This is a genomic window from Desulfosporosinus metallidurans (genome assembly GCF_001936615.1).
GTDB classification, from domain to species: Bacteria; Bacillota; Desulfitobacteriia; order Desulfitobacteriales; family Desulfitobacteriaceae; genus Desulfosporosinus; species Desulfosporosinus metallidurans.
Genome location: NZ_MLBF01000027.1, coordinates 1 through 24,330 on the forward strand (window position 1 = coordinate 1; position 24,330 = coordinate 24,330).

At 47.4% G+C, this 24,330-nt stretch carries 25 protein-coding genes and 1 pseudogene; all 26 read left to right on the top strand.

Translation table 11 applies throughout. The features are described 5' to 3' along the window. On the top strand, positions 1–452 hold a 452-nt coding region (locus DSOL_RS15375), incomplete at its 5' end, for a Zn-ribbon domain-containing OB-fold protein (protein ID WP_207649639.1). Positions 453–636: 184 nt separating this feature from the next. After that, positions 637–2,094 carry a sigma-54 interaction domain-containing protein gene (locus DSOL_RS15380; RefSeq protein ID WP_075365717.1) on the top strand — a complete coding sequence of 486 codons (1,458 nt, stop codon included), beginning with the start codon at positions 637–639 and terminating at the stop codon, positions 2,092–2,094. Further along, a complete protein-coding gene (locus tag DSOL_RS15385) occupies positions 2,091–2,765 on the top strand; it encodes a CoA transferase subunit A (RefSeq protein ID WP_075365718.1) in 675 nt (224 codons plus the stop codon). The genes DSOL_RS15380 and DSOL_RS15385 overlap by 4 nt, the downstream gene beginning before the upstream one ends. Next, positions 2,758–3,432, top strand: a complete 675-nt coding sequence (locus tag DSOL_RS15390; RefSeq protein WP_075365719.1) for a 3-oxoacid CoA-transferase subunit B — start codon at positions 2,758–2,760, stop codon at positions 3,430–3,432. Before DSOL_RS15385 ends, DSOL_RS15390 begins: the two co-directional genes overlap by 8 nt. 43 nt (positions 3,433–3,475) lie before the next feature. Further along, positions 3,476–4,804 (top strand): acetyl-CoA hydrolase/transferase family protein, encoded by a 1,329-nt coding sequence (locus tag DSOL_RS15395; RefSeq protein ID WP_170871523.1) that lies wholly within the window; start codon positions 3,476–3,478, stop codon positions 4,802–4,804. A 145-nt stretch (positions 4,805–4,949) separates the two neighbouring features. Beyond that, a complete protein-coding gene (locus DSOL_RS15400) occupies positions 4,950–5,660 on the top strand; it encodes a CPBP family intramembrane glutamic endopeptidase (protein WP_075365721.1) in 711 nt (236 codons plus the stop codon). A 20-nt stretch (positions 5,661–5,680) separates the two neighbouring features. After that, positions 5,681–7,027 (top strand): 23S rRNA (uracil(1939)-C(5))-methyltransferase RlmD, encoded by a 1,347-nt coding sequence (rlmD, locus tag DSOL_RS15405; protein WP_075365722.1) that lies wholly within the window; start codon positions 5,681–5,683, stop codon positions 7,025–7,027. A gap of 251 nt (positions 7,028–7,278) precedes the next feature. Continuing rightward, complete coding sequence (locus tag DSOL_RS15410; RefSeq protein ID WP_075365723.1) at positions 7,279–7,770, top strand: Csac_0668 family 2Fe-2S cluster-binding (seleno)protein; 492 nt, start codon at positions 7,279–7,281, stop codon at positions 7,768–7,770. Between the two features lie 308 nt (positions 7,771–8,078). After that, a complete protein-coding gene (locus DSOL_RS15415; RefSeq protein ID WP_075365724.1) occupies positions 8,079–8,600 on the top strand; it encodes a hypothetical protein in 522 nt (173 codons plus the stop codon). After that, complete coding sequence (locus tag DSOL_RS15420; protein ID WP_075365725.1) at positions 8,601–8,924, top strand: hypothetical protein; 324 nt, start codon at positions 8,601–8,603, stop codon at positions 8,922–8,924. It begins immediately after the preceding gene. Positions 8,925–8,985: 61 nt separating this feature from the next. Beyond that, positions 8,986–10,185 carry an antirestriction protein ArdA gene (locus DSOL_RS15425; protein ID WP_075365726.1) on the top strand — a complete coding sequence of 400 codons (1,200 nt, stop codon included), beginning with the start codon at positions 8,986–8,988 and terminating at the stop codon, positions 10,183–10,185. Between the two features lie 302 nt (positions 10,186–10,487). Continuing rightward, entirely contained in the window at positions 10,488–11,465 is a 978-nt protein-coding gene (locus tag DSOL_RS15435; RefSeq protein ID WP_083642633.1) for a DNA adenine methylase, read from the top strand. A gap of 46 nt (positions 11,466–11,511) precedes the next feature. Then, the gene (locus DSOL_RS15440) at positions 11,512–11,838 is read left to right on the top strand and encodes a hypothetical protein (RefSeq protein ID WP_139314492.1); all 327 of its coding nucleotides are present in this window, start codon (positions 11,512–11,514) and stop codon (positions 11,836–11,838) included. Positions 11,839–11,854: 16 nt separating this feature from the next. Next, positions 11,855–12,274, top strand: coding sequence for a hypothetical protein (locus tag DSOL_RS15445; protein ID WP_075365729.1), 420 nt, complete (start codon positions 11,855–11,857; stop codon positions 12,272–12,274). After that, entirely contained in the window at positions 12,267–12,560 is a 294-nt protein-coding gene (locus DSOL_RS15450) for a division/cell wall cluster transcriptional repressor MraZ (protein ID WP_075365730.1), read from the top strand. Before DSOL_RS15445 ends, DSOL_RS15450 begins: the two co-directional genes overlap by 8 nt. Further along, positions 12,557–13,141, top strand: coding sequence for a hypothetical protein (locus tag DSOL_RS15455; protein WP_075365731.1), 585 nt, complete (start codon positions 12,557–12,559; stop codon positions 13,139–13,141). The genes DSOL_RS15450 and DSOL_RS15455 overlap by 4 nt, the downstream gene beginning before the upstream one ends. Positions 13,142–13,240: 99 nt before the next feature. Next, entirely contained in the window at positions 13,241–17,656 is a 4,416-nt protein-coding gene (locus DSOL_RS15460; protein WP_075365732.1) for a hypothetical protein, read from the top strand. 35 nt (positions 17,657–17,691) lie between these two features. Next, positions 17,692–18,252, top strand: coding sequence for a YodL domain-containing protein (locus tag DSOL_RS15465; RefSeq protein WP_075365733.1), 561 nt, complete (start codon positions 17,692–17,694; stop codon positions 18,250–18,252). A gap of 64 nt (positions 18,253–18,316) precedes the next feature. Continuing rightward, on the top strand, positions 18,317–18,703 hold the full coding sequence (locus tag DSOL_RS15470) for a SpoVG family protein (RefSeq protein WP_075365734.1): 387 nt from the start codon (positions 18,317–18,319) through the stop codon (positions 18,701–18,703). Positions 18,704–18,822: 119 nt separating this feature from the next. Beyond that, positions 18,823–19,053 (top strand): DUF6133 family protein, encoded by a 231-nt coding sequence (locus DSOL_RS15475; RefSeq protein ID WP_075365735.1) that lies wholly within the window; start codon positions 18,823–18,825, stop codon positions 19,051–19,053. Then, entirely contained in the window at positions 19,043–19,483 is a 441-nt protein-coding gene (locus DSOL_RS15480) for a prepilin peptidase (protein ID WP_075365736.1), read from the top strand. The genes DSOL_RS15475 and DSOL_RS15480 overlap by 11 nt, the downstream gene beginning before the upstream one ends. Further along, positions 19,480–20,241 (top strand): Flp pilus assembly protein CpaB, encoded by a 762-nt coding sequence (gene cpaB / locus DSOL_RS15485; RefSeq protein WP_075365737.1) that lies wholly within the window; start codon positions 19,480–19,482, stop codon positions 20,239–20,241. Before DSOL_RS15480 ends, cpaB begins: the two co-directional genes overlap by 4 nt. A 1-nt stretch (position 20,242) precedes the next feature. After that, positions 20,243–21,057 (top strand): annotated as a pseudogene (locus DSOL_RS15490) (AAA family ATPase). 92 nt (positions 21,058–21,149) lie between these two features. Then, complete coding sequence (locus tag DSOL_RS15495; protein WP_235838848.1) at positions 21,150–22,505, top strand: type II/IV secretion system ATPase subunit; 1,356 nt, start codon at positions 21,150–21,152, stop codon at positions 22,503–22,505. Further along, positions 22,505–23,434 (top strand): type II secretion system F family protein, encoded by a 930-nt coding sequence (locus DSOL_RS15500; RefSeq protein ID WP_075365738.1) that lies wholly within the window; start codon positions 22,505–22,507, stop codon positions 23,432–23,434. The genes DSOL_RS15495 and DSOL_RS15500 overlap by 1 nt, the downstream gene beginning before the upstream one ends. Before the next feature lie 5 nt (positions 23,435–23,439). Next, positions 23,440–24,312 carry a secretion protein F gene (locus tag DSOL_RS15505; RefSeq protein WP_075365739.1) on the top strand — a complete coding sequence of 291 codons (873 nt, stop codon included), beginning with the start codon at positions 23,440–23,442 and terminating at the stop codon, positions 24,310–24,312. The last annotated feature ends 18 nt before the right edge of the window (positions 24,313–24,330 follow it).

Here is a 24,330-nt window from a genome sequence, read left to right on the forward strand (position 1 = left end):
TCGAACAAGGATGTGTACTTTATAACGTAGATCCCATCGTTATGAAATACCACTATGAAGTGGATTATATCCATAGTTATGCCCAAGACTCACCCTTTTTTGAAGGTTTAGCAAAAGGAGAACTCAAAGGAAGTAAATGCACAAAGTGTGGCGGTACGTTTGCGACCCCGAGGAGTCACTGCATGACCTGTGGAGCGGAGACAGAATGGATGCAGCTCCCCTTGACAGGGAAAGTGCATACCTATACAACGTGTTATTTTGGAGGGCAAGAGTTTCTGGCAGAAACCCCTTTCACCCTCATTATGGTCGAATGGCCAGGGGTTGACACCCTGTTTTTATCCCGTCTGATCGGAGTAGCTCCGGAAGATGTGAAAATTGGCATGGATATTAAGGCGAAGTTCAAACGATTGAGCCAGTTCAAACCCACTGACGTCTATTTTGTTCCTGCTTGATACATCTTCTCTTGCCCTTCTTCCCATGCGACTAGGTGGTTCACTCACTAAGTTAGAAGTACAAGTGGAGCAAACTGTGGAAATAAGTTTACGGGCAGACTGCGTTACTGCAGATTGATTAGGTTGTACAAGGAGTCTGCCTCTCTGCATTGCTGGTTTGGATGGAGTAGGGGGGGATAAAGAGATGAGCCAGTGTTTGGAAATGACGTTTCGGGCGATGATAAGCTCAATTAGTGATGGTATCTATATTACCGATTCGGAGGGGTACTGCACTGCTCATAATGAAGCTTTTCAACGTATTACAGGGATTCCTATAAATGTCGTGGGGCGGAACGTCAGAACGCTTATAGACGATAATTTTATATCGGAATCCGCGTCTCTTGAGGTTATTCGTAGCGGGCAGCGTGTGTCTAAGGTGACTCTATTTCCAAGTGGTTGCGAGGCATTAGTAACCGGTAACCCATCTTTTGACGAAGAGGGCAACTTGATTAACGTGGTTTGTGAAGTGCGTGACTTAAGCGAACTTAACACATTAAAAGATGAATTGAAACGTGCAAAGCAACTCAACAAGCAATACAGAGAAATTATAAGAAATTATAGTCCTACAGTGCCCAATGCCACCCAGAAAATAACGGTTCGCGACCCCAAAATGCAAAGTATTTTAGATGAACTGCCTAGGATCGGCGATTCTGACGCAACAGTATTGATCTACGGCGAGTCAGGGGTAGGAAAAGGGTTAATTGCCTCTCTGCTCCACGAGCACAGTAGTCGTAGTAATAAAGGGAAGTTTATAAAAGTGGACTGCAGTGCCATTCCCTCCTCATTAATTGAATCTGAATTGTTTGGTTATGAGGGAGGGGCATTTACAGGGGCAAGACGGGAGGGCAAATCGGGATTGTTGGATCAGGCCAATCATGGTACAGCCTTCTTGGACGAGATCGGTGAGTTACCCCTGTTTCTTCAGGTCAAACTGCTGAGTGTCTTACAGGACCATAAAATACTGCGCGTCGGAGGAACCGTGCCACTAGAGATGGACATTAGGTTCGTGTGTGCCACCAACAGAGATCTTGAGAAGATGGTGGATGAGGGGACGTTTCGAAAGGATCTTTATTACAGACTTAATGTGATACCGGTCGCTATTCCGCCTCTGAGGGAACGAAAAGAGGATATCTTTGGGTTGACCTTATCCTTCTTAGAAAGATTTTGTCAGAAATATCATCGCAGTCTGAGTTTTGTCCCAGAAGCCATGGACAGCTTATACGAATACTCTTGGCCTGGCAATGTACGTGAGCTGGAGAACGTCGTGGAACGATTAGTCGTCCTTAGTCAGACTGGTCTAATTGAGAAGGCAGATTTGCCAGAGAAGATTCGGCGCGCGAATCAGGCTGTGATTCTGTTAGATACCGACCCTGCACATCCTAAAGAGCGAAAAATTATTCCGCTGAAAGCGGCAGTGGCTGTTACAGAACGGTTATTAATCGAAGGAGCTCTCCAGCAATATAATCACCTCGGTCCTGCCGCACGGGCCCTCGGTATCGACATCTCCACCCTTTTGCGCAAATGCAAGAAATTAGGAATCTCGCGAGTTGCAGAGTCGGCGGAAATGCGGCTCAGTCTGAGGGAGGTTGAAATTGAGAAATGACTAAAGTAATAAGTCTAGAAGAAGCAATCAGTAAGATTGAGAATGGGATGACCATAATGGTCGGAGGGTTTATTGGATGTGGAGCACCCGGACAACTACTGGAAGGAATTTGCCAGAAAGAAACAAAAGAACTGACCCTCATCGCTAATGATACGGGTATTCTCGGAGATGCGATGTCCCAACTCATCGTACAACGATGCGTTGGGAAGTTGATTGCCACCCACATTGGCACGAACAAAGAAACGGGGAAGCAAATGTCGGCGGGCGAGCTTGATGTAAAGTTGGTGCCCCAAGGTACGTTAGTCGAGCAAATTCGGGCAGCAGGAGCGGGTTTAGGAGGAATTTTAACGCCAACTGGGATTGGTACAATTGTGGAAGACGGGAAGCAGAAGCTTGTTGTCAATGGTACGGAGTATCTTCTAGAACTCCCTGTGCGCGCTAATGTAGCTTTATTAAATGCCTATAAGGCGGATAAGGCCGGAAATCTCGTATATCGTCGAGCTGCTCGTAATTTTAATCCCTTAATGGCAATGGCTGCTGATATGGTTATCGCTCAAGTGGATTATATCGTTGAAGTCGGGGAAATCGACCCGGACGAAGTCATGACCCCAGGGATCTTTGTGGATTTTTTAGTTCAGAAACAGCCACGGGAGGTGACCAACATTGGATAAGGAAGCAAGGATAGAATGGCTAGTAAAACGAGTAGCTCAAGAATTTAAAACCGGAGATGTCGTCAATCTAGGAATCGGAATCCCAACTAAGGTAGCAAACGCCCTGCCCGAAGGGATAAAAATTATTCTACAGTCAGAAAACGGCTATATGGGTGTTGGTCCTATTCCGGAGGCAGGAAAAGAAGATCCTGATACAGTTAATGCCGGAGGGCAATATGCTACCATCTTACCGGGTGGAAGCAGCTTTGATAGTGCCATGTCTTTTGCCATCATCCGGGGCGGTCATGTGGATTCTACGGTGTTAGGAGCTCTTCAAGTAGATGAAGAGGGAAATTTAGCCAGCTGGATGATTCCGGGCAAGATGGTGCCTGGAATGGGGGGAGCAATGGACCTAGTAGTGGGTGCACGACGAGTTATTGTTGCCATGGAGCATACTGCTAAAAATGGTGGTGCAAAAGTCCTAAAGAAGTGTACTTTGCCTTTAACGGCAGCAAAACAAGTCAATCTTATTGTCACTGATATGGGAGTTATCGAAGTGACTCCCAAGGGTCTGGTTCTCAAAGAGATTGCACCGGGATTAACCTTCGAGGAAGTGCAAGCCTGTACAGAGGCAATTTTGATTACACCAGAAAAGGACATCCAAGCATTCGTAGAATGCACGTGTTAAGGGGTGGGGTGATTCAATAGAAGAGTAGGAAGGGAAGATATCTATGCGCGTAGATGAGTACCGCAACAAGTGTGTTTCTGCCGATGAAGCCGTAAAAGTGGTCCGCAGTGGAGACTGGGTTGAATTTTGCTGGGCGGCAAGTATGGCAAGCTTATTAGAGGAAGCTTTGGCTCGGCGAACAGAAGAACTCCATGATGTGAATATACGCGGAGCCGTGCTCCTCAAACCGTTGGCTATTTTGGATAGTGACCCAATGGGAGAACATTTTACCTGGAATAGTTGGCACCTCAGTGGGCGAGAACGAAAATTGGTTCAAAACGGTCAGGCGTATTACATTCCTATCAAATATTCAGAGGTACCTCGGTGGATCCGCGAGAATTTACAGACGGATGTCGTGGCCATACAGGTTGCACCAATGGACGAACATGGGTATTTTAGTTTTGGGGTCACTATTTCTCACTATGCGGCAGCGATTGAAAAGGCTCGTGTCGTCATCGTAGAGGTTAATGAAGATATGCCCAGTGTCCATGGTGGGTATGACCATATGGTCCATATTTCAAAGGTGGATTATATAGTAGAAGGAGGGCACCGTGGACTTCCTGAATTACCTTCGGCCCCCGCCACTGAAATTGATAAAAAAATTGCTGCCTATGTCCTACCTGAAATTGCGGATGGGGCCTGTATTCAATTGGGAATTGGTGGGATGCCGAACGCCTTAGGACAGATGATTGCTGAATCAAATCTAAAAAACTTGGGAATTCACACGGAAATGTTGGTCGATGGATTTGTAGATATGGTTGGGGCAGGAAAAGTTAACGGATCGTGCAAACAATTAGACCGGGGAAGAATCACCTTTTCCTTCGCGGCTGGGACACAGAAACTCTATAATTTCATGAAAAATAATCCAGTTTTAGCCGCATATCCTGTGGATTACACTAATCATCCCTGTAATGCCTCGCGAAACGACCAATTGATTTCCATCAACAGTTGTTTGGAGATCGACTTGACAGGTCAAGTTTGTTCTGAATCGGCTGGGACTAATATGATGAGTGGTTCAGGTGGTCAGCTTGATTTTGTAGAAGCAGCCTATAATTCTAAAGGAGGTAAAAGTTTTATTTGCTTACCTTCCACCTATAAAGATAAACCGGGGCAAGTTCAGTCCCGCATTAAAGGGCTTATGACACTGGGCTCAGTGATAACAGATACTCGGACAACCGTTCATTTTGTGGTTACAGAGTATGGAAAGGTCAATCTTAAAGGGTTGTCGACTTGGCAACGGGCTGAAGCTTTGATTTCAATTGCGCACCCTGACTTTAGAGAGAAATTGATCGCTGAGGCAAGAAAACTTAAGATTTGGCGTCGGAAGGCATAGATGTATAAATAGGTTGAGAGGGGAGTCTCTATAAATCATTAGAGCTCCTTCTTTTTGTATCTTATGGACAATGTTTGATTTACCCAGTAGAATTGAAGAGAATGATTAGTGCGTTTTGAAACTGTTTAAGATAAGGATGAATGAAATGGGCAAAAGCAAAAAAATTGACCTGCGGATTCCACCACGAAAGCCAGTCTGGAATATTTGGCAAGGGTTTTTTCTGATTGCCATTGTGACGTTAATCGAGTATCCTCTCGGTTGGTTGGAAACACCAAGAATTTTGGATTCGACGCGTGGAATTTTATCCTTTATCGGGGTCGGTCTTGGGGATGTGTTGCTTTATTTTATAGTGATCGCGTTATTTCTGCGCCTCATACACCGACCGTTTTCTGAACTTGGCTTTGTCAAACCACGCAAACGATTTGTTGTATTAGGGTTTGTCGTGGGAGTGCTTTTGTTTTTGGGAATCGGAATTTTGGGAAATGCTTTGACACATTTATTAGGAACTCCTCCTCCACAGAGTTTTGCAGAAGCGGTTAACGGGGCAAACTATTGGGAATTTAGTCTGCTCACAATTCTCGGTGGCATCGTGGCCCCAATTAAGGAAGAAATGCTTTTTCGGGGATTAATCTACCCACCGCTTCGTCGAGCTCTTGGCAAAGGTAAAGGAATGCTGTTGACAGGGCTGTTCTTTGCGACGTTGCATTTTGATCTAGTTCGGTTTCTACCTTTATTTATTGGTGGGGTCGTTCTCACTTGGTTGTACGAGCGCTCGTCAAGTATTTGGCCTTCGATCGTGGCCCATGGAACTTGGAATAGTTTAATGGCGGTTGCGTTATTGATTCAGCGTTTTTAATGGTTAAAGAAGGAGACAATATGAATAATAAGAAGTTAAACCACAATTATCGGAATACGAATACTCGGGAAGAAAATTCAAATTTAGAAGTAGAATGTCTCCGTCTCCTATCAGATGGTTCTGGGGTGGGGTATATGAACGGCATCGCCACATTCGTGCCGGGACTTCTGCCGGGAGAAACTGGAGAGGTTGAAGTTTTTGACGCCAAAAAGAAATATCAACGGGCTCGGCTACAGAAGATTATCAATCGTTCTCCTGACCGCATGGATGCTCCTTGTTCTGTTTTTGAAGGGTGTGGTGGCTGTCAGTTGCAGCACATGACTTACAAACAGACCCTTCAGTGGAAGCAACGCTGGGTGGAGGATGCACTCACTAGAATTGGGAAACTAAAGGTAGAGGTCAAACCGACGCTTGGAATGGAGTACCCTTGGCGCTATCGAAATAAAGCACGTCTCCACCGTGAACCAACTGGGGAATTAGGCTATTACAAGGAAAAATCAAAGTCTCTTGTTCACTTTCAAGATTGCCTCCTCTTAAGTGAGCGCATGAATCGGTGGATTCGACTGACTGAGGAGTTTTTAGCCGATGGGTATCCTGAAATACACACATTAACCTTTCGTGAGAACAGAAAGGGGGAAGGCCTCTTACTCTTAGAGGGACTTCCAGTTAAAGTTCTTTCTCCAGAAGAAAATTCGGATTATTTTAAGGCTCTTTCTCAGGAAGGGTTGCGTTCTGTATGGGGGATTGGCACAGGAAATGATTTAGGAGGAAATTTAGAATTGATATGGGGAGACGAATCGTTTAGTCAAACGATTCTCGACATGACCTTTGAGGTGTCTCCACTGTCGTTTCTGCAAGTCAATTCGTTGCAAACGGATGTCCTCTATGCCCAGGTTTTGGCAGTAGCTGCTCTGAACGGAGAAGAAACTGTATGGGATCTTTATTCGGGAATAGGGACGCTGGCCTTGGCGTTAGCTCGAAAGGCAAAGAAAGTTACAGGCATCGAGGAAAACCCGTTTGCGGTTGAAGATGCCATGCGGAATGCCGTGAACAACAACGCGATTGGTCATATCGAATTCCTGAAGGGGAAAGTCGAGTCGCGTATGATGAAGATAGAAGAACAACCGGATGTGGTGGTCTTAGATCCTCCACGAGCCGGATTGCATGCGGACGTTTTGAAGCGCTTACTGGAGCTGAATCCCAAGCGCATAATCTATGTGTCCTGTGACCCGGGAACCCTGGCACGGGATATTGGCGGGCTTACGGCTGGAGGATATGGGGTGGATAGTGTGCAATCGGTGGATATGTTCCCGTGGACGATGCACGTGGAGACAGTGGTACTGATGAACTTTAAAGAGAGAACATAAAAACCACAATATATAGTGTGTGCTTAAGATGTATGTCGCAATATATTGATATTTGCCAGGATAAAATGAAACACTGTTTTATCCACTTAAAAACGCTAATCCACTGATGAACTTTAAAATTATGGCTCTGGTTAAGAAAAATGTTGTACCTCTCATTCAAATACAAAGTTAAAGGATTTTAAAATCAGAGAACTAATGTGTATAAAATAATGTGGAATGAAAAAATGAATCATGGGAGGGAAAATTAAACAATGAGAAAAGAAATTTTAAATAAAAGTTGTTGTGGAAATACAATAGAATCTCGTTCTGAAATAGAAAAAACTAATTTGTGTCCTGTATGTGAAAAACAAGGTACTCTTGTAAAAAATATTACTGTAATGCATATGGTACTTGACGAGCTAATGGAGCAAGTTGGCGACAACGATTATTTTCTATGTATGAGTGAGGAATGTGATATTACGTACTACAATACAGAATCCAATATCAAATTTAATAAACAGCAAGTAAGGGTACCAATATGGTTTAAGAAAGACGCTAATCCTAAATATGCCTGTTACTGTAGTAAAGTAACGGAGGAACAAGTTATAAATGCTGTCGTGAAAGATGGTGCTACTAAAATGAAAGAGGTTCTAAAGGTTACTGGAGCAATGAGCAACTCACAATGTCAGAATAAAAATCCATTAGGCAAGTGCTGCCATCAAATAATTCAGGATGCAATAGATAAGGGATTATCCATGAAATAATTATAGCGGCTTGATATGTAGGTGCAATTGTTGTAAGGATTATTTTATAAAAAGACTAAGGCGAATGGGTAAATATCTTATAAACCTTTACTTAAGCATGATGTAGAAAAGTATTGAAACCTTTAGCGAAACAAAAAACTAAATAACAATTTAAAAACTAACGGTTACATTTTGAAAAAAGTGTAGCCGTTTTTTGTATTGTCAAAAAAATAAAAAAGGACAAAAATGTAATCCATTTAACTCGAGAAAAATGACTCAAGCTCCTGTAGCAGTGTAAAACCAATAAAATATGACAAGGAGGAAAACACATGCAAACTCTTAAATTTTTTAGTCCCTTGACTATAAATTCTTATCCGTCCCATGAGTATTACGAATGCAGTGCAGACGATATGCTTGAAAAACTCTCATCGGCAGAAGCATTGTATTACAAAGATGAAATTCTTGCGGCCATCGAAAAAGAAAAGCTTCCCAGCGAGGGTGACCGCGGCTTGATGGTCTATTTTGACGAGGATAAGGTGCTGGCCGAAAAGATTTACAGTCTCAATCCGACTGTTGAGGAATGGAACGGCGAGCTATGGGGTGTCATGGTGGCCGAGGTTAAAGGTGAACTGACTGAATCTGAAATTAAAGTACTCACCGATTACTTTACCGGACAGTATTCTGATGGTTACGGAGAGGGGTTTGAGCAGCGGCCTATTAAAGTCGAGGATGGTGAAATTTACGTCAGTTTCTGGAACAGTGAAAATTTCTTCATCAAACCTGAGCAGGAGCTGAAGCAAAATAGTGAGCCTGACCTCGGATGCAATACGCAAACGAGAGGAGGAATGTAAATGAGCAAGATATTTTCCATGGTGGAGCTGGAAACCAGCACTGGCATCAGTGACAGCGGACTGATGGGAGGCATACCTGACCGCGAGGACGTGGAAGGCTCCGACCTCTACCAAGAGCTTGTGGAGGACTGCGGCGGCTCCGAATATATCAATGTCACGGTTAACCCTTACATCTACGGTGACGGTGAAAGCGAAAATGCCGGTGCCGAGGATCTGGAATGGATCAAATCACATCCGGAATTTATTAGCAGTGATGAGGTTACATCATTGCAGGATGCCACCTTCACCATCCTATATCCCGATCAAGGACAGCACTTCATGTAGCGCCTTTTGTTTTAAGAACTGAAAGGCGCTTTTTTTATTTTATCGATAGGAGGAAAAGAAAGTGTCTGAGATACAAAAAGTAATGACCATAACCCTGATGCGGGCCGATTTTTACGACAGCCCCGCCTATACTGGCGCATACCTCCGGCTCCCAGCAAATCAAAACGAGATGCAGGACGCGATGGAACGTGCAAGAATTACCGCCAGTCAGCCATTTAAAATAGTAGAGTGTTACAACAATCAGGGGGAGTACATTGACTTCATTCCTGAAAATCCGTCGCTTGACGAGCTGAACTTTATTGCCTCCCGGCTGGAAGAAATGGAGGACTGGCAGAAAATTGCCTTTAAGGGTCTCGTCCAAATGGAGAAAACGCCACCCACCATGCAGACGCTCATCAACATCACCTATAATATGGACGATATCCAGTGTGTTCCCGTGAAGAACGATGCGGAGTTAGGTGAATTTTATCTCGACAACGGCTTCGTTGATGCGGTAAATGAGATTCCGGATGAATACATGGAGGGAATTCTGGAGTTTATCGATCTGGAAAAAGTCGGACGCATCCAGCGGAAAGCAGAGGGCGGTGTCTATATGGATAGCCACTATGTGGTCAAAGATTTTGAGAACTTGAAACAGGTATATGATGGTTCCCAACTGCCGGAGCAGTCAGCAGGAAACGATTATGTGTTTAATCTGCTTTTGGAAAACGGTGTAGAGGAATTGAAAAATAATGGGGGTCAATGTCTTGCCCTTCCTGCTTCACCGGAAGAAATCAGCGAGGCTCTCCGCTATTTAAAAGCGACCAGCCTTGACGACTGCATCATCGCAAGGAGCGAAAGTATCATTCCCCGGTTGGATAACAACTTTTCCTTCTCCGAGGACATTGAAAAAATCAGTATCCTTGCGGACAGAATCAAAGAACTGGAGAGTCAAGGCATGCTGTCAAAGTATAAGGCTGTCCTTGAATTCACAGACTGCACAGACATCGACCACACCCTTGACCTCACGCAAAACCTTAATTGCTTCGACTTTTATCCGGAGATGTCCTCGCCGGAGGACTTTGGAAAGCTGGCGCTGCTGAAAGCCTCCGGACTGAAGCCGGATGACATTGCCTTCAAGTACCTTGAATTCACTCATTACGGCTATACCATGATGGAAAAGGACGGCGTCAACAGTACCGCGTATGGCCTTGTCCGCCGCAATGAAAAAGAACTGGTGCTGGAATATTGCCGACCGTCTATCGGGCAGCAGATGATATAAAACAAAAATTTGAATCGGAATACACAAGGGCAATCACCCATGAGGCGCTATCTGAAAAGGCGGTGTCTTTTTTGTTGCCAGAAAGGAGCTGAAACATGAACTCAGATATAAAATCAGAAAGGAAAAAAGGCGGCAGTGATCCTGCGCCGCCAAGACAAATTTTTACCGTCCCTCTTCCCAAAGACACTGTCAGGTGCGAAGGCTGCCCCTATCCTCGTGTCGGCTTCATCTGCTGGGATCCGGATGGAACCTGTCTGCGAACCTATATGGACAGGATCAGCAGGCCAAGGAGGTGATGAGTATTGAACAGCATCATCAGCTGGGTGGGCGGCAAAAAAGCCCTGCGACAACTCATCTACATTAGGCTGCCCAAGGAGTTCGGACGATACATCGAGGTCTTTGGCGGCGGAGGCTGGGTGCTTTTCGGCAGGCCGCCCGATACCGTCATGGAGGTTTACAACGACTTTAACTCAAATCTTGCCAACCTATTCTTTTGCGTGAAAGAACGCACTCTTGCTTTTTTAAAAGAACTCGGTTTCCTCCCGATGAATTCCAGAGATGAGTTCGTCGTCATCAGAAAATTTATAGACAAGGGGGAGTTCAACCGCGACTACTTAAAAGAAGAACTGGAGTTAGCCCAGCACAATCTCTCCCCGATTGAATTTGAAGTGATCAAGGAGATTCTCCTTGAAAATGCTGAGGTTACTAATGTAAAGCGTGCCGCCTCCTTCTTCAAGTTGATTCGTTACAGCTACGGCAGCGGCTGCACTTCATATGGCTGTCAGCCTTTCGATGTTCGTAAATGCTTCTTCCTCATATGGGAGGCAAACCGCAGACTCGCTAACACGGTTATTGAGAATAAAGACTTCGAGGCGTTGATCCGTCAATACGACAGGGACAACGCCTTTTTTTATTGCGATCCGCCGTATTTTGAAACCGAGGATCACTATCAGGTGGAATTTAAAAAGGAGGATCATGTGCGTCTTCGGGATACGTTGACACAATGCAAAGGCAACTGGCTGGTGTCCTACAACGACTGTGAATATATCCGCAAGCTGTATGAGGGATACCATATCGAAGCCGTCACCCGCATCAACAATCTCGCGCAGCGGTATGACAGCGGCTGCGAGTATGCGGAAATCTTTATATCCAACTACGACACCGCGGAGCGTATGCGGGATATCCCGATGCAGATGGGGCTGTTTGATATCGACACAGACTGGATGAACAAGCCGGTTGATATGACTTCACAAACATGTACAGGAGGTGCTAATGATTAATATAAAAGTTTACAGTATGACTCAAACGCCGCTGTGGATATCTCCTATGACTTGTAATATACCTAACAACAATGAATATGTGGAGGAAGCTCTGCAGCGGATCAAAAGAAACCAACAGCTCATCGGCGTGAAAATTGCCGTGGAATACAGCTGCAGCAAAATAGGTCTCAGTGGGAAGCTGCAGCAGGGCGAAACCTTAGACGACCTGTATGTCCTATCCGAAAAGCTGTCGGTGTTATCAGCAGATGAACTGAAACGCTATGAGCTGGCGCTGGAGGACGGGACGGCACGGGATGTAAGAAGCCTGATTGCTTTCGCCGCCAGCATAAAAAATGCCATACCCAATATGAATAGCGCCCCAGCTATGGGGTGATAAGGAGGAACAGACTATGAAAATGATTGAAATCCAAAGCACTGTGGATCAGCAAGGGCAGCTTACCATCGCTGCACAGCTCCTGCGGGACATGGGACTTGTGTCCGGCGACACGGTGAAGCTGGCGTACATCAGCGACTCTACCGGCTCTATCTCCAACACCTTCAAGGAATTTATCCTTACCTCGAACGGCATTGCTGCGCTCGAAGATGACGAAGAAGATGAACTCACACTGCCCCATGAGCTGCTGGAGGCGGCACAAATACCCTTGGACAGTGACCTTGAAGTGGTCTGTGCTAAGGGTACTGTCGTCATCATGGAGGCAGACCTGTTGGATAGCCTTCCCGATGAGCTGCGGGAGCTGTTCGCTGACCTCGGTATCAATCCCGATACAGTTCGGGAGGTCATGAGAAACGGAGGGTTTGCACATGAGTAAGGAAAAGCCCATCTACAAGATACTGGACGGCAAAGGCCGCGTCCTGATTCCCAAGGAGCTGCGCACCGCCGCCGAAATGGACTACGGCGACATTGTCAGGCTGGGTATTCAAAAGGGCGTTGTCACCACAAAAAAGGTTGACATCATTGAGGTGGGTGACCAGTCGCCAGAGGCGGTAGAGGCTTTTATAAGAGCAGCCATTAAGGATATGCCAGAGGAAACGCAGATCGCCATCGCCGCCCATATTCTTGAACTTGTGGAGCGCAGAAAGGGGATCAGAAAATGACGGAAAGAATCACTTTCACTCATGAGGACTGCACCGAGATCGGCTATGCAATGCCCATCGTTGGCAAGGTCATTGTGCTGAAGCTGCCCTCGCTGCCGCAGGAATATCAGGATGCCAGCCATCAACTGTACTTTTGCAAGGGCGGCAACGGCAGCAATCCCAATCCCATCGGGCGCTCCATCTTCACGGTTTCGCTCGCGAATGGTGAAAGAGTCCGGTGGAACCGCAGTGATGTCCTCGGTATCCTGAAATCGGAACTGCTGCCCGACTCCGCCAAACTGCACCTTTCTCAAATTCGCCCAAGCGGTGCGCTTGACCTGCGGGAGCATGAACCAAAGTACAGCGGCTACAGCTTCCTGCCGGATGACAGGTATACCGCAGGCGTGTGGCTCTGTAATGAGAAAGAAGTTATGGACTACATTGAAATGCAAAAGGATTACCAGCATAGGGTGATGATTTGTGACCGCAATGACTTCTGCGTGTTCGAGATGATCAAAGGTGAGATTATCCATCCTTCGACGGAGGTCATCGAGGCGTTCCGAACAGAGCGACAGGACGGCGGCATGAATATGAATCTGTGAAGCATAATGGCAAAGATGGAATAGAGCCAAGGTCAGAACAACGGAATGACCTTGGCTCTTTAAATATCCATAAAAAAATTATGAAAGGAATGAAAAACCATGGAACAGAAAAGTAAAAAAATCTGTGCCGTCGTCCTTGTTCTGTTGTTGCTGCTTTGCGGCAGCATCTACGTAGGGAGGACGCTTATGTTTCCCGACTCAAATAGGGGGGAGGAAACCAAGCATCCAGCAGACAATACCTCCCTCAAAGATGACGATGCGGGTAAGGGCAATCTCACTATTCTGGATCAGGACGATTTGATAGACAGTAGACATGACAATGCCAGCAGCCCCAGCAACACCAGTCGTCCGGCTGATGCAGTAAAGGACGACAAACAGAATAAAGTAAAGAACGAAACAGAGAAAGCCTCTCCTAGCAACACAAGCGAAAATTCCAGCAGCAGCTCTAATAGCAATTCAGGTAGTAGTTCTGATAACAGCAGTCCTGGCAATAGTGGTTCTGGAAGCAGTTCGGATGGCAGCAATCCGGGCAATGACGGTTCTGGAAACAGTTCTGATAGCAACAATCCGGGTAATAGCAATTCGGATAACAGTTCTGGCAGCAGTCCGGGTAGTGAATCAGGCGGCGGTTCTATCAGCTACCCAAGGGCGCAGGTCGCTTTTGAGCTGCCAGCCACGGCGCACACCGACTCCGAAATCCATGTAGTTCCTACTCTGAAATACACCGGAAGCCTCACATGGTCACTTACCAAGGAAGCTGTAGACGGAGCGCAAACCGCCGTTGAACTTTCAAAAGCGATAGACGGCTCCCTCACTAATGAGGGCGGTACCATCACCTTTAAGGAAAGTGGCAGCTATACCCTGACCGCCACCGCTGTCAATTATGGCGGCAGAGAAACCATTTGCACCAAAAGCATCATAGTCTATCCCGTGGTCGATGTAAGTTTTGATTTACCTGAGTACACCCATACGGACAGAACGGTTACCATTGCAACCTACGCCAAGTTAGACGGTCTTAATATTGTATGGTCGGTAGCCAAGGACGGCGAAGTGGCTCAATTGGAAAGTATCATTGAGGGCAGCCTCGGAAGCGATGGCGGTACGGTTGCTTTTAAAACGAAAGGTAGCTATGCGATTACCGCCACCGTTACCGATGCCACTGGCAGGAGCTTCACCCACAGCGAGTCTGTTGCGATCTTTCCTGTTGCGGGTGTGGCCTTTGAGCTTCCGGCTACTGCGCACACCGACACCTCCATCGAACTTGTCACCTCCCTGACCGAGATGGATGGCTTAACTGCCGAGTGGAGTCTCACTAAAAACGGTGAAGCGGTTGCCATCAGCGATGCCATCGATGGAAGTTTGACGAATGCTGTAGGTAAAATTCGCTTTAAACAAAAAGGAGTGTATTTATTAACCGCCAAGGTTACAGACAAAAGCGGCAGAGCTTTTGAAACCAAAGCGACTACCACAGTTTACCCCGTTGGGGCCGCAGGTTTTTATTTGCCGGAAATCACCCATACGGATACGGCTGTCACTGTAGAGGCGACTTTCCAAAACATTGACACTGCCATTGCGGTATGGTCGCTGACCAAGGAAGATAAAGAGACAGCCATCGACGATTATATCGAGGGAACCCTGACCAACGACGGCGGTACCATCCGATTCAAGGAGAAGGGAAAATATGTGCTGAAAGCAGCCTTTACCGATGGAGCGGGTAGAACCTACAGCTATACATCGACGGTTACTGTTTATCCAGTTCCGAGCCTTACGTTTCAGATGCCTGCCACGGCACACACCGATACCAACCTTAAGATTGATACCACAACAACTGAGATGGACAGACTGACAGTGGAGTGGCTGGTGGACAATACCTATGGCTTCCAAGATTGGAGCACCTATGTAGACGGTAAACTGAAGAATGACGGCGGCACGATCCGCTTCAAGCATGCTGGAGTGTATGAGCTGGTGGCAAGGGTGACCGATGCCACAGGCCGTGTGTTCCTCTTCGAAACCGGTGACAAGATCGAGGTGCATCCTGTGCTGGATATTCGGTTTGAGTTGACGGAGTCAACCTACACCGACCGGACAATCGACCTCAGAACCACCGGAAACATCGGTGTCCTGCCTATCGAATGGAGCATTACAAAGAACAGCAAAACGGTACCATTTGAAACGAATGTGAATGGAACGCTCAACGCACAGGGAGGAAAAATCCGCTTCACCGAGGCTGGCGAATATACCCTGACCGCGTCTATGACCGATGCTCTTGGCAGAACCTTCTCCTATAGCGGTACGGTTACCGTTTATCCAATATCGGAAATACAGCTTGCTCTGCCGGAAGTCGCGTATGCGGGGGAAGCCGTTACAGCCACTGTCAGCGGAAGCAATCTCGAAAACCTTACTGTCGCATGGACGATTTCAACGGACGATGGCGATACCAATCCTTACACCGACTATGCAAACGGCAGTCTTTCCAATGAGGGCGGCAGTATTACCTTCAAAGCAAAAGGCAGCTATGTTATGACCGCCACCATGACGGATGTGCTTGGCAGAACCTTCTCCGAGAGTAAGGCAATTATCGTTTATCCGATACCGGAAATCCAATTGACGCTTCCACAGGTCTCCTATGCAGGAGAAGCTATTGCCGTGGCGGTGAGCGGTAATAATATCGACAATCTTTCCGCTACATGGACGATATCGGCTAACGATGGTATTGCAGCTATCTATACTGACTACGCCAGTGGCAGCCTTTCCAATGATGGTGGCAGTATCACCTTTAAAGCAAAAGGCAACTATATGCTGACTGTCACCATGACTGACACCCTTGGTAGAACCTTCTACGATAGCAGGGCAATCACCGTCTATTCGATACCGGAAATTCAGTTGACGATTCCGCAGGTTTCCTATGCGGGAGAAGCCGTTGCTGTGACAGTGAGCGGAAGTGACCTTGAAAATCTAACCACTACTTGGACGATATCGGCTAACGACAGTACTGCAGCTACCTATACCGACTATGCCGGTGGCAGCCTTTCCAATGAGAGAGGCAGTATCACCTTCGCAGAAAAAGGCAGCTATGTGCTAATCGTCACCATGACAGATGTGCTTGGCAGGACTTTTTCTGAAAGCAAAGCCATCACCATCTATTCCATACCTGACATGCAGATCAGCCTGCCGCAGCTTACTTACAGCGGCGAAGCCCTTCCTGTTACTATTGCGGGGAGTGAACTGAACGGCCTCAATATTATTTGGAGCATGTCAGTAGATGGCGGCACTACGGTGCCCTACACCCAATACGCGACCGGCACCCTCGGAAACAATGGTGGTGAGCTGCGTATCAGCACGGACAAGACCATCATTGTAAAACTCATCGCAACTGCAAAAGATGACAATGGCCGCAGCTTTACCTTTGTTTCCGGAACAGCTACTGTGAAACCCACTGTACAATGCTCTTTTACGATCCCGTCTTCCGTTCATGTTGGTACAAACTTTAATGTTTCCATGAAGAGCGTCTCCGGCTTGGAGGGCAAAAGCATTGTGTGGTCGCTGACCAAGGACGGCAGTGCGGCAAGTTATACCGGCAGCCTTAACAACAACGGCGGCAGCATCGCTGTCGGCGCTACCGGAACCTATACCCTGACAGCCAGCGTTACGGACGATGCGAGCAGAGTATTCACCCATTCCGAGAACGTAACCATCACCAACACCGCTCCCAATAAACCGACAGCAAGCGCAACGATGACAAGAACCGTCAAGGATCAGAAATTCCTTGTAAACTCCACGGTCTCATCCACTGATCCCGACGGAGATACCGTCATTTATGAATACAGCAGTCAGAGCGCAGACGGCTATTATGCAGCAGGCTCCCACACCGTCAAGGTAAGGGCAAAGGATGCATACGGCGCATATTCCGATTGGACGGATATCAACTTCACCATTACTAATTCAGCGCCAAGCACCCCGGTCATCACCAGAACGCCAAACGGCAACAGTGTCACACCCAACACGCTTGTAACTATTACCGCATCCTCTACTGATCCGGAAGGAGATGCCATCACCTATTTATGGGAAGGCAGGCCGTCTCAAACATCCGCCTATCCACTGGGCAAAAACACTGTACGTGTGAAAGCGGTGGACGCAGCAGGCGCGGAGTCCCCGTGGACGGCTATCGTATTCTTTGTCGCGGATAGCACCAATGGCGGCGGCATGACGCTGACCGGCCCTGAATCCGTTATCCTTGAACAAGGACTTGCGGGCGCGACCATCACCGAGTATACCTTCACCGTTCCACCGGTAAGCGGTCACAGCGGAAGCGACTACGGTCGGGTGCGCGGCTACAACGTGAAAAAAGGCGTATGGGATCAGCTTGACTACCAAACGACCACCAACGGCATCACCTTCAGCCGGACGCTGACCGCAGGCGTGTATTCACAGCTGGAGTTTTACTACTATACCAACCACAACTGCATGTACAACAAGAGCAATATCACCTATTCGGTCACGTACTATTTTGAATAGGCCCCATGGGGAACCCATTGAAAGGAGGAATCTGAATGAATGGCATCACGATTAAAAACGACCGCATCCTGTTCTACGGCAATACTGCAGGTTATGTGGAGGGAAGCAAGGCAATCGTTGATCCTATGTTTCAGTGCGAGGAATTAAAAGATTACCTTTCAGAGAAAAAGAAACTGGAAATTCAATGGACAAGCGGCGTGTTCGACAGAATGGCAAATGGCAAGACCGACATTGATGGAAGCTCTCCAATCCTGAAAAGTTGCCGCATTCACCAGCTTAAACCGGACGTGGATATCATGATGAAGTTTATAGGTTATGACGAACTGCTGGAACACTTCGGTGAGCCGAATCCGGATAACTACCAAGCGGTGTATGACGGGCAGTTGGAAACCAACAACCTCGATGCCATCTATGAGAAATTCAACCTGAACCATCCGCCCGATTATCAAGGTCATTCACTCTCCATGTCGGATGTTATCGAGCTGTATGACAGTAACGGTAGCAGCTTCTGCTATGTCGACCGGTTCGGCTTCAAGGAGATTGCATTCCAACCGCCCGAGCAGGAGCAGCAAAATGGCCAGACTATGAATCTGTAGCACTCCATGACAGCCAAGCGGCTGTTTTTTTGTACAAAAAAATCAATCACAGGAGGAAAAATTCATGAAGAAATCGGAAAACTCCCAAGCTGTTGCACCGGAAAACACGACGCAGTTCCCTATGAAAGTGGATGTGAAGATCGGCTCCATCCGACCGGAGGGTAGCGTGAGAGCCATCGCATCAGTGAACTTAAACGACTGCTTCGCCATCCGCAATGTCAAGGTGGTGGACAGTACCAAGGGGCTGTTTGTAGCCATGCCCAGCTATAAGGCGGGAAACGGCGAGTACAAGGACATCTGCTTCCCGGTGACAGCCACTTTCAGGCAGCAGCTGAACGACGCGGTCATTGATGCCTACCATCAAACGCTCACACAGAGCCAGAAAGCAGCAGCACCATCCCATTTTGAAGCACCTGAGCAGAACTCCGGTATGCAGATGAATGGGATGTAGAGTCCATCCCAGTTTTGTGTACTTCATGTTTCATGTACACGATATAGATTCACACGAATTAAAACCCCTTATAACACGGGAACCCCAACAAAAAAATTATATTTTGGAGGTAATTCAAGATGAAAAAACTTGCAACCAAACTAAAAGATCAAATCACGGGCAAGGCATTGATAGCAAAATCCATCATCAAATCCCAATCCGCCGAGGGCTTCGTGGACAGTGCCATCAAGATTCTAATTGCTGTTGTTATCGGCGCGCTGCTTCTCGCGGGGTTGTATGCCCTCTTCGGCAATACCATTCTGCCGACACTCACCCAGCGTATCAAAGAAATGTTCAATTATGCAGGTTAATCTGTCGTTCATGTTACAGGGCGGCATTTTTATTGTCCTGCTGCTGACGGCATCCGTTTTTGATGTCAAAAAAAGAATTATCCCAGACACCATCTGCTTGGTTGTTGCCCTAACAGGTTTTATCAGCTTTGAACCGATGAAGCTGTTCGGTGTACTTACGGCCCTGCCGCTTCTTCTCGCTGCCCTGATATGGGGTGGCATTGGCGGTGGTGATATTAAGCTGATGGCAGCGTCGGGTATCGTTCTCGGCTTTCGTGGAGGTATGGCGGCCATGATTATCGGACTGAGCGCCATGCTTCTTTTTTATACCATTTATGCAATAATCCAAAGACTGCGCGAGAGGGATCGACAAAAGGCGTTTCCTCTCGCACCTTTTCTATCAGTCGGCTGTATTGCCGCCTATTTTATGAATGGAGGAATCCCATTATGAGTTTTCTAAAAAACCGAACTGTTCTTGGCGTACTCTGCATCGTGCTGTCACTGTTTATCTCTTTTGCAGTCACGCCGCTTTTTAACTCAAGCCTATCCCAAAAGACGGACATTGTCCGCGTCACCAAGGACGTCAAGGCCGGAGATCAGATCACAAAAGACATGGTGCAGACCATGGAGGTTGGCAGTTACAACCTGCCAGCAAATGTCCTTAAAAATAAGGATAATGTTATTGGAAAATATTTCATGGCAGACATGAAAGCAGGCGACTATATCTTAAACACCAAACTCACCGATGTTCCTGCGGCTGAAAACGCTTATTTATACAACCTCAATGGTGAGAAACAGGCCATCTCTGTCACCATTAAAAACTTTAGTAACGGCTTATCAGGCAAACTGATCTCCGGCGATATCGTGTCGGTCATTGCCCCGGATTACAAAAAACAAGGTACAACTGTTATCCCTGCCGAACTGCAGTATGTAGAGGTCATCGGCGTCACTGCCAGCACCGGCTATGACACTAACACCAGTACGGCAGATCAATCAACAGACAAAGGGAAGCAGCTTCCATCTACCGTAACCCTCCTGGTATCGCCGGAGCAATCCAAAATTTTTGCCGAGCTGGAGGCGGACGGAAAGCTTCACCTGTCCCTTGTGTACCGGGGCAGCAAGGAAAACGCCGCCAAGTTTACCGAGGCGCAGGACAAGGTGCTTGCAAAGCTTTACCCGCCTGCCTCTTCCAGCCAGGGGGGTAAGTAAAATGTTTAACTTCAAAACAGGGAGTATCTTCTCCCAAAACACTGGTGATGAACCGCAGCATACAGAGCCGGAAAAGGACGTTCAGGTGCTGGCTGTATGGGGCAGCCCGGCATCGGGGAAAACAACAGTCAGTGTTAAACTGGCCAAATATTTGGCAGACAAAAAACGCAATGTGTTGCTGCTTCTGTGCGACATGACCGCGCCAATGCTGCCCTGCGTCTGCCCGCCCTCCGACCTTGAATGCGAGAAATCCCTTGGCAGTATTCTGGCGGCAACTCATGTGACGGACACCCTGATTAAGCAGACTGTATCACCCACAAGAAAATCAGCTACCTGACCTTAATCGGCATGCTCAAGGGGGAGAATGTGTTCACCTATCCGCCGTATAACGCGGAGCTGGCAACGGAGCTGATTGACCATCTGCGGGATGTTGCTCCCTATATCATCATCGACTGTGTAAGCACCATTGCAACGGACATCCTGTCTGCTGTTGCCTTGATGGAAGCAGACTCAGTGCTTCGTTTGGTCAATTGTGACCTGAAATCCATCAGCTACCTATCCTCCCAGCTTCCGCTCTTAAGGGACAACAAATGGGATGCGGACAAGCAATACAAGGTTGCAAGCAATGTAAAGACCAATGAAGCCAGTGAAAACATCGAACAGGTGATGGGCAACGTGACGTTTAAGATACCGCATTCCGATGAGCTGGAGAATCAGGTTCTCGCCGGGGATCTGTTTCGGGAGCTGGCGCTCAAGGACAGCCGGGGCTTCCGGAAAGAAATTGAGAGAATCAGCAAGGAGGTGTTCGGAATATGAAAAGCAAAAAACGCGGGCAGACAATCCGCGAAAATTCACAGGTTATGTGTGAAGAAGCACCTGCTGTGGAATCGCCGCAAGCTGTCCATCCGATGAACATAGTCAATAACCATAACCTGTTCTTTTCTCCTAATGACAGCTCCAAGGATTTTGGAACTGTTTTACATGAAGTGCAGGAGTATATCTCAAGCAAGTATTCCACCCTCATCATTGACGGCGGCAAGGACGAGGTCAAAACACAGGTGAAGCGATATATCAGTAAATACCTGATGGATTACCGCATCGCTGTAAACGGCATGACCGACCAGCAGCTCGTCGATGCCCTGTACACAGAAATGGCCGAATTTTCATTCCTTACTAAGTATATCTTCGGCACAGGCATTGAGGAAATTGATATAAATGCATGGAACGACATCGAAATCCAGTACAGTAATGGCAGCACAGTAAAGCTTGACGAACACTTTGACTCTCCTGAACACGCCATCAACGTCATCAGAAGAATGCTCCATGTGTCCGGCATGGTGCTGGACAATGCCAGCCCCGCCATCCTTGGACATCTATCCAAGAACATCCGCATCGCCGTGCTGAAATCTCCGTTGGTAGATGAGGATGTGGGTGTTTGCGCATCCATCCGTATCGTCAACCCCCAACACCTCACAAAAGATGATTTTGTGAATGGCGGCACGGCAACAGGTGAGATGCTCGACTTTTTGTCCGAGTGCCTGCGCTATGGCATCTCAGTATGTGTGGCTGGCGCAACTTCATCCGGCAAGACCACCGTGGCAGGCTGGCTGCTGACCACAATCCCTGATAATAAAAGAATTTTCACCATTGAAAACGGCTCCCGTGAACTGGCGCTGGTAAGGGAAAAAGACGGCAAGGTGGTCAGCAGCGTTATCCATACCCTGACCCGAAGCAGCGATAACGAGAAGCAGAACATCGATCAAGATATGCTCCTTGACATGGCGCTGCGCTTCAATCCGGAGATCATCTGTGTCGGTGAAATGCGCTCCGCAGAAGCCTACACCGCGCAGGAATCAGCGAGAACCGGACACACGGTACTGACCACCATCCACAGCAATAGCTGCGAAGCCACATGGCGCAGGATGGCAACCCTTTGTAAAAGGAAGTACGATATTTCCGATGACACCCTCATGTCCCTTGTGACCGAGGCGTTTCCAATTGTCGTGTTCACAAAACAGCTGGAGAACAAGCAGCGCAAAATGATGGAAATTATGGAATGTGAGATTTTGTCTGATGGCACTCGTGATTACCGCACCCTGTTCCGATTTCACATCACGGAAAACCGCATGGAGGGCGATAAATTCATCATCAGCGGGCAGTACCATCCAGTACAGGGCATTTCGCAAAGCCTGCAAAAGCGGTTCCTTGAAAACGGAATGCCGCAGGAGGTACTCAATAACATTTTGAAGGGAGGAATTAACTGATGACTGCTGTTCAATTAATCGCCTGCATCGGCCTGATTGCTGGTGCTTTTGCTTTGTTCGGAATCTCTCCAATAGCGTTTACAGACAGCCTGTTCAGTTTCCTGAGCAAGCGCCCGAAAAGCATTAAGGACGAGATCAACGAAGCAACAAAGCGTAAAAAACCATCCTTCCTGCGCCGTGAGATCATGGAAGCGCAGGACATCCTTGCACTGACAGGACGGAGCAGCCGCTTTTCGCTGGTCTGTGCGTGTTCGCTTCTGTTGTTCGCTGTCGGCGCAAGCATTGCCATCCTGATGCAGAATGTGTTTCTTGTGCCAGTGTTGGCGGTAGGACTCATGTTCTTGCCTTTTTGGTATATCAGGCTGACCGCCACCCACTACAAAAAGAACATTGCTGCCGAACTGGAAACGGCGCTGTCCATTATCACTACGGCATATCTCAGAAATGAAGATATACTGACTGCCGTGGAGGAAAACATCCTCTATTTAAACCCACCGGTTCGCAATGTGTTTGCCGAATTTCTGACACAGGCAAGACTCATCAATCCCGATGTGGACGCGACGCTGAAAACCATGAAGCCCAAGATCGAAAATGAGGTGTTTCAGGAATGGTGCGATGCCATCGCCGCCTGCCAGTATGACCGGAGCCTGAAAACCACACTGACTCCTATCGTCAGCAAGCTTTCCGACATGAGGATTGTCAACTCGGAGCTGGAATACCTTGTGTTCGAGCCGAGAAAAGAATTCATTATCATGGCTATCCTTGTCATCGGCAACATTCCCGTGATGTATTTCCTCAACAAGAGCTGGTACGACACGCTGATGCACACCACTGTAGGACAGCTGGTTCTCGCCATCTGCGCAGCGGCAATTTTTTTCTCTACGGCTTTTGTTATCAAGCTGACCAAGCCCATTGAGTACAGGAGGTAGCGAATATGATAACATTTTTATTTCTATTCGCAGTCTTGTTTGCAGCAGGGCTGTTTTTTATTTTGGCCGACATACTGAAGCTGCCGACCATTGGCGCAGCCAAGGCCATGCTCAATGCCGGTAAGCGGGACAAAAAAGCCTCTAAAACAGTGGAGGCATATCTCATGTCCGATGCTGTCAGGCTGTCAAGATTTATCCGCATAGATGAGTACCGCAAAAGCCGCATGACCAATGTTCTCAAGTCGGCGGGCATCAGCATGACACCGGAGGTCTATACCGCATATGCCATTGTCAAGGCGGGAGCGATTCTTCTTGGCGTGATCCCCTGCCTGTTATTGTTCCCGCTGCTCTCACCGGTGCTGGTGTTTCTCTCGGTGCTGGTCTATTTTAAGGAAACGAGAAAAGCGGATGAGCAGCTTAGAGCAAAGCGCGAACAGATCGAAAGAGAACTGCCAAGGTTCGTGGCTACCATCGAACAGGAGCTGAAAAGCAGCCGTGATGTGCTGTCAATTTTGGAACACTTTAAGAAAAACGCTGGTGCTGCCTTTGCTTCAGAGCTGGATATTGTGACAGCAGACATGCGCTCATCCAGTTATGAAGCAGCGCTTACCCGTTTTGAGGCGAGGCTCAATTCACCGCAACTTTCCGACATAGTGCGCGGACTGATCGGTGTCCTTCGCGGAGATGACGGTGCAATTTACTTTAAAATGTTGGCGCATGACTTCAAGGCACTGGAACTGCAGAGGCTTAAAGGCGAGGCGCAAAAGATTCCGCCGAAAATCCGGGTTTTCTCTTTCATCATGCTGATGTGCTTCCTTTTTACCTATCTTGTCATAATCAGCTATGAGATTATGAAGTCCCTCGGCAGTATGTTTTAGGAAAGGAGGCTTCACAGA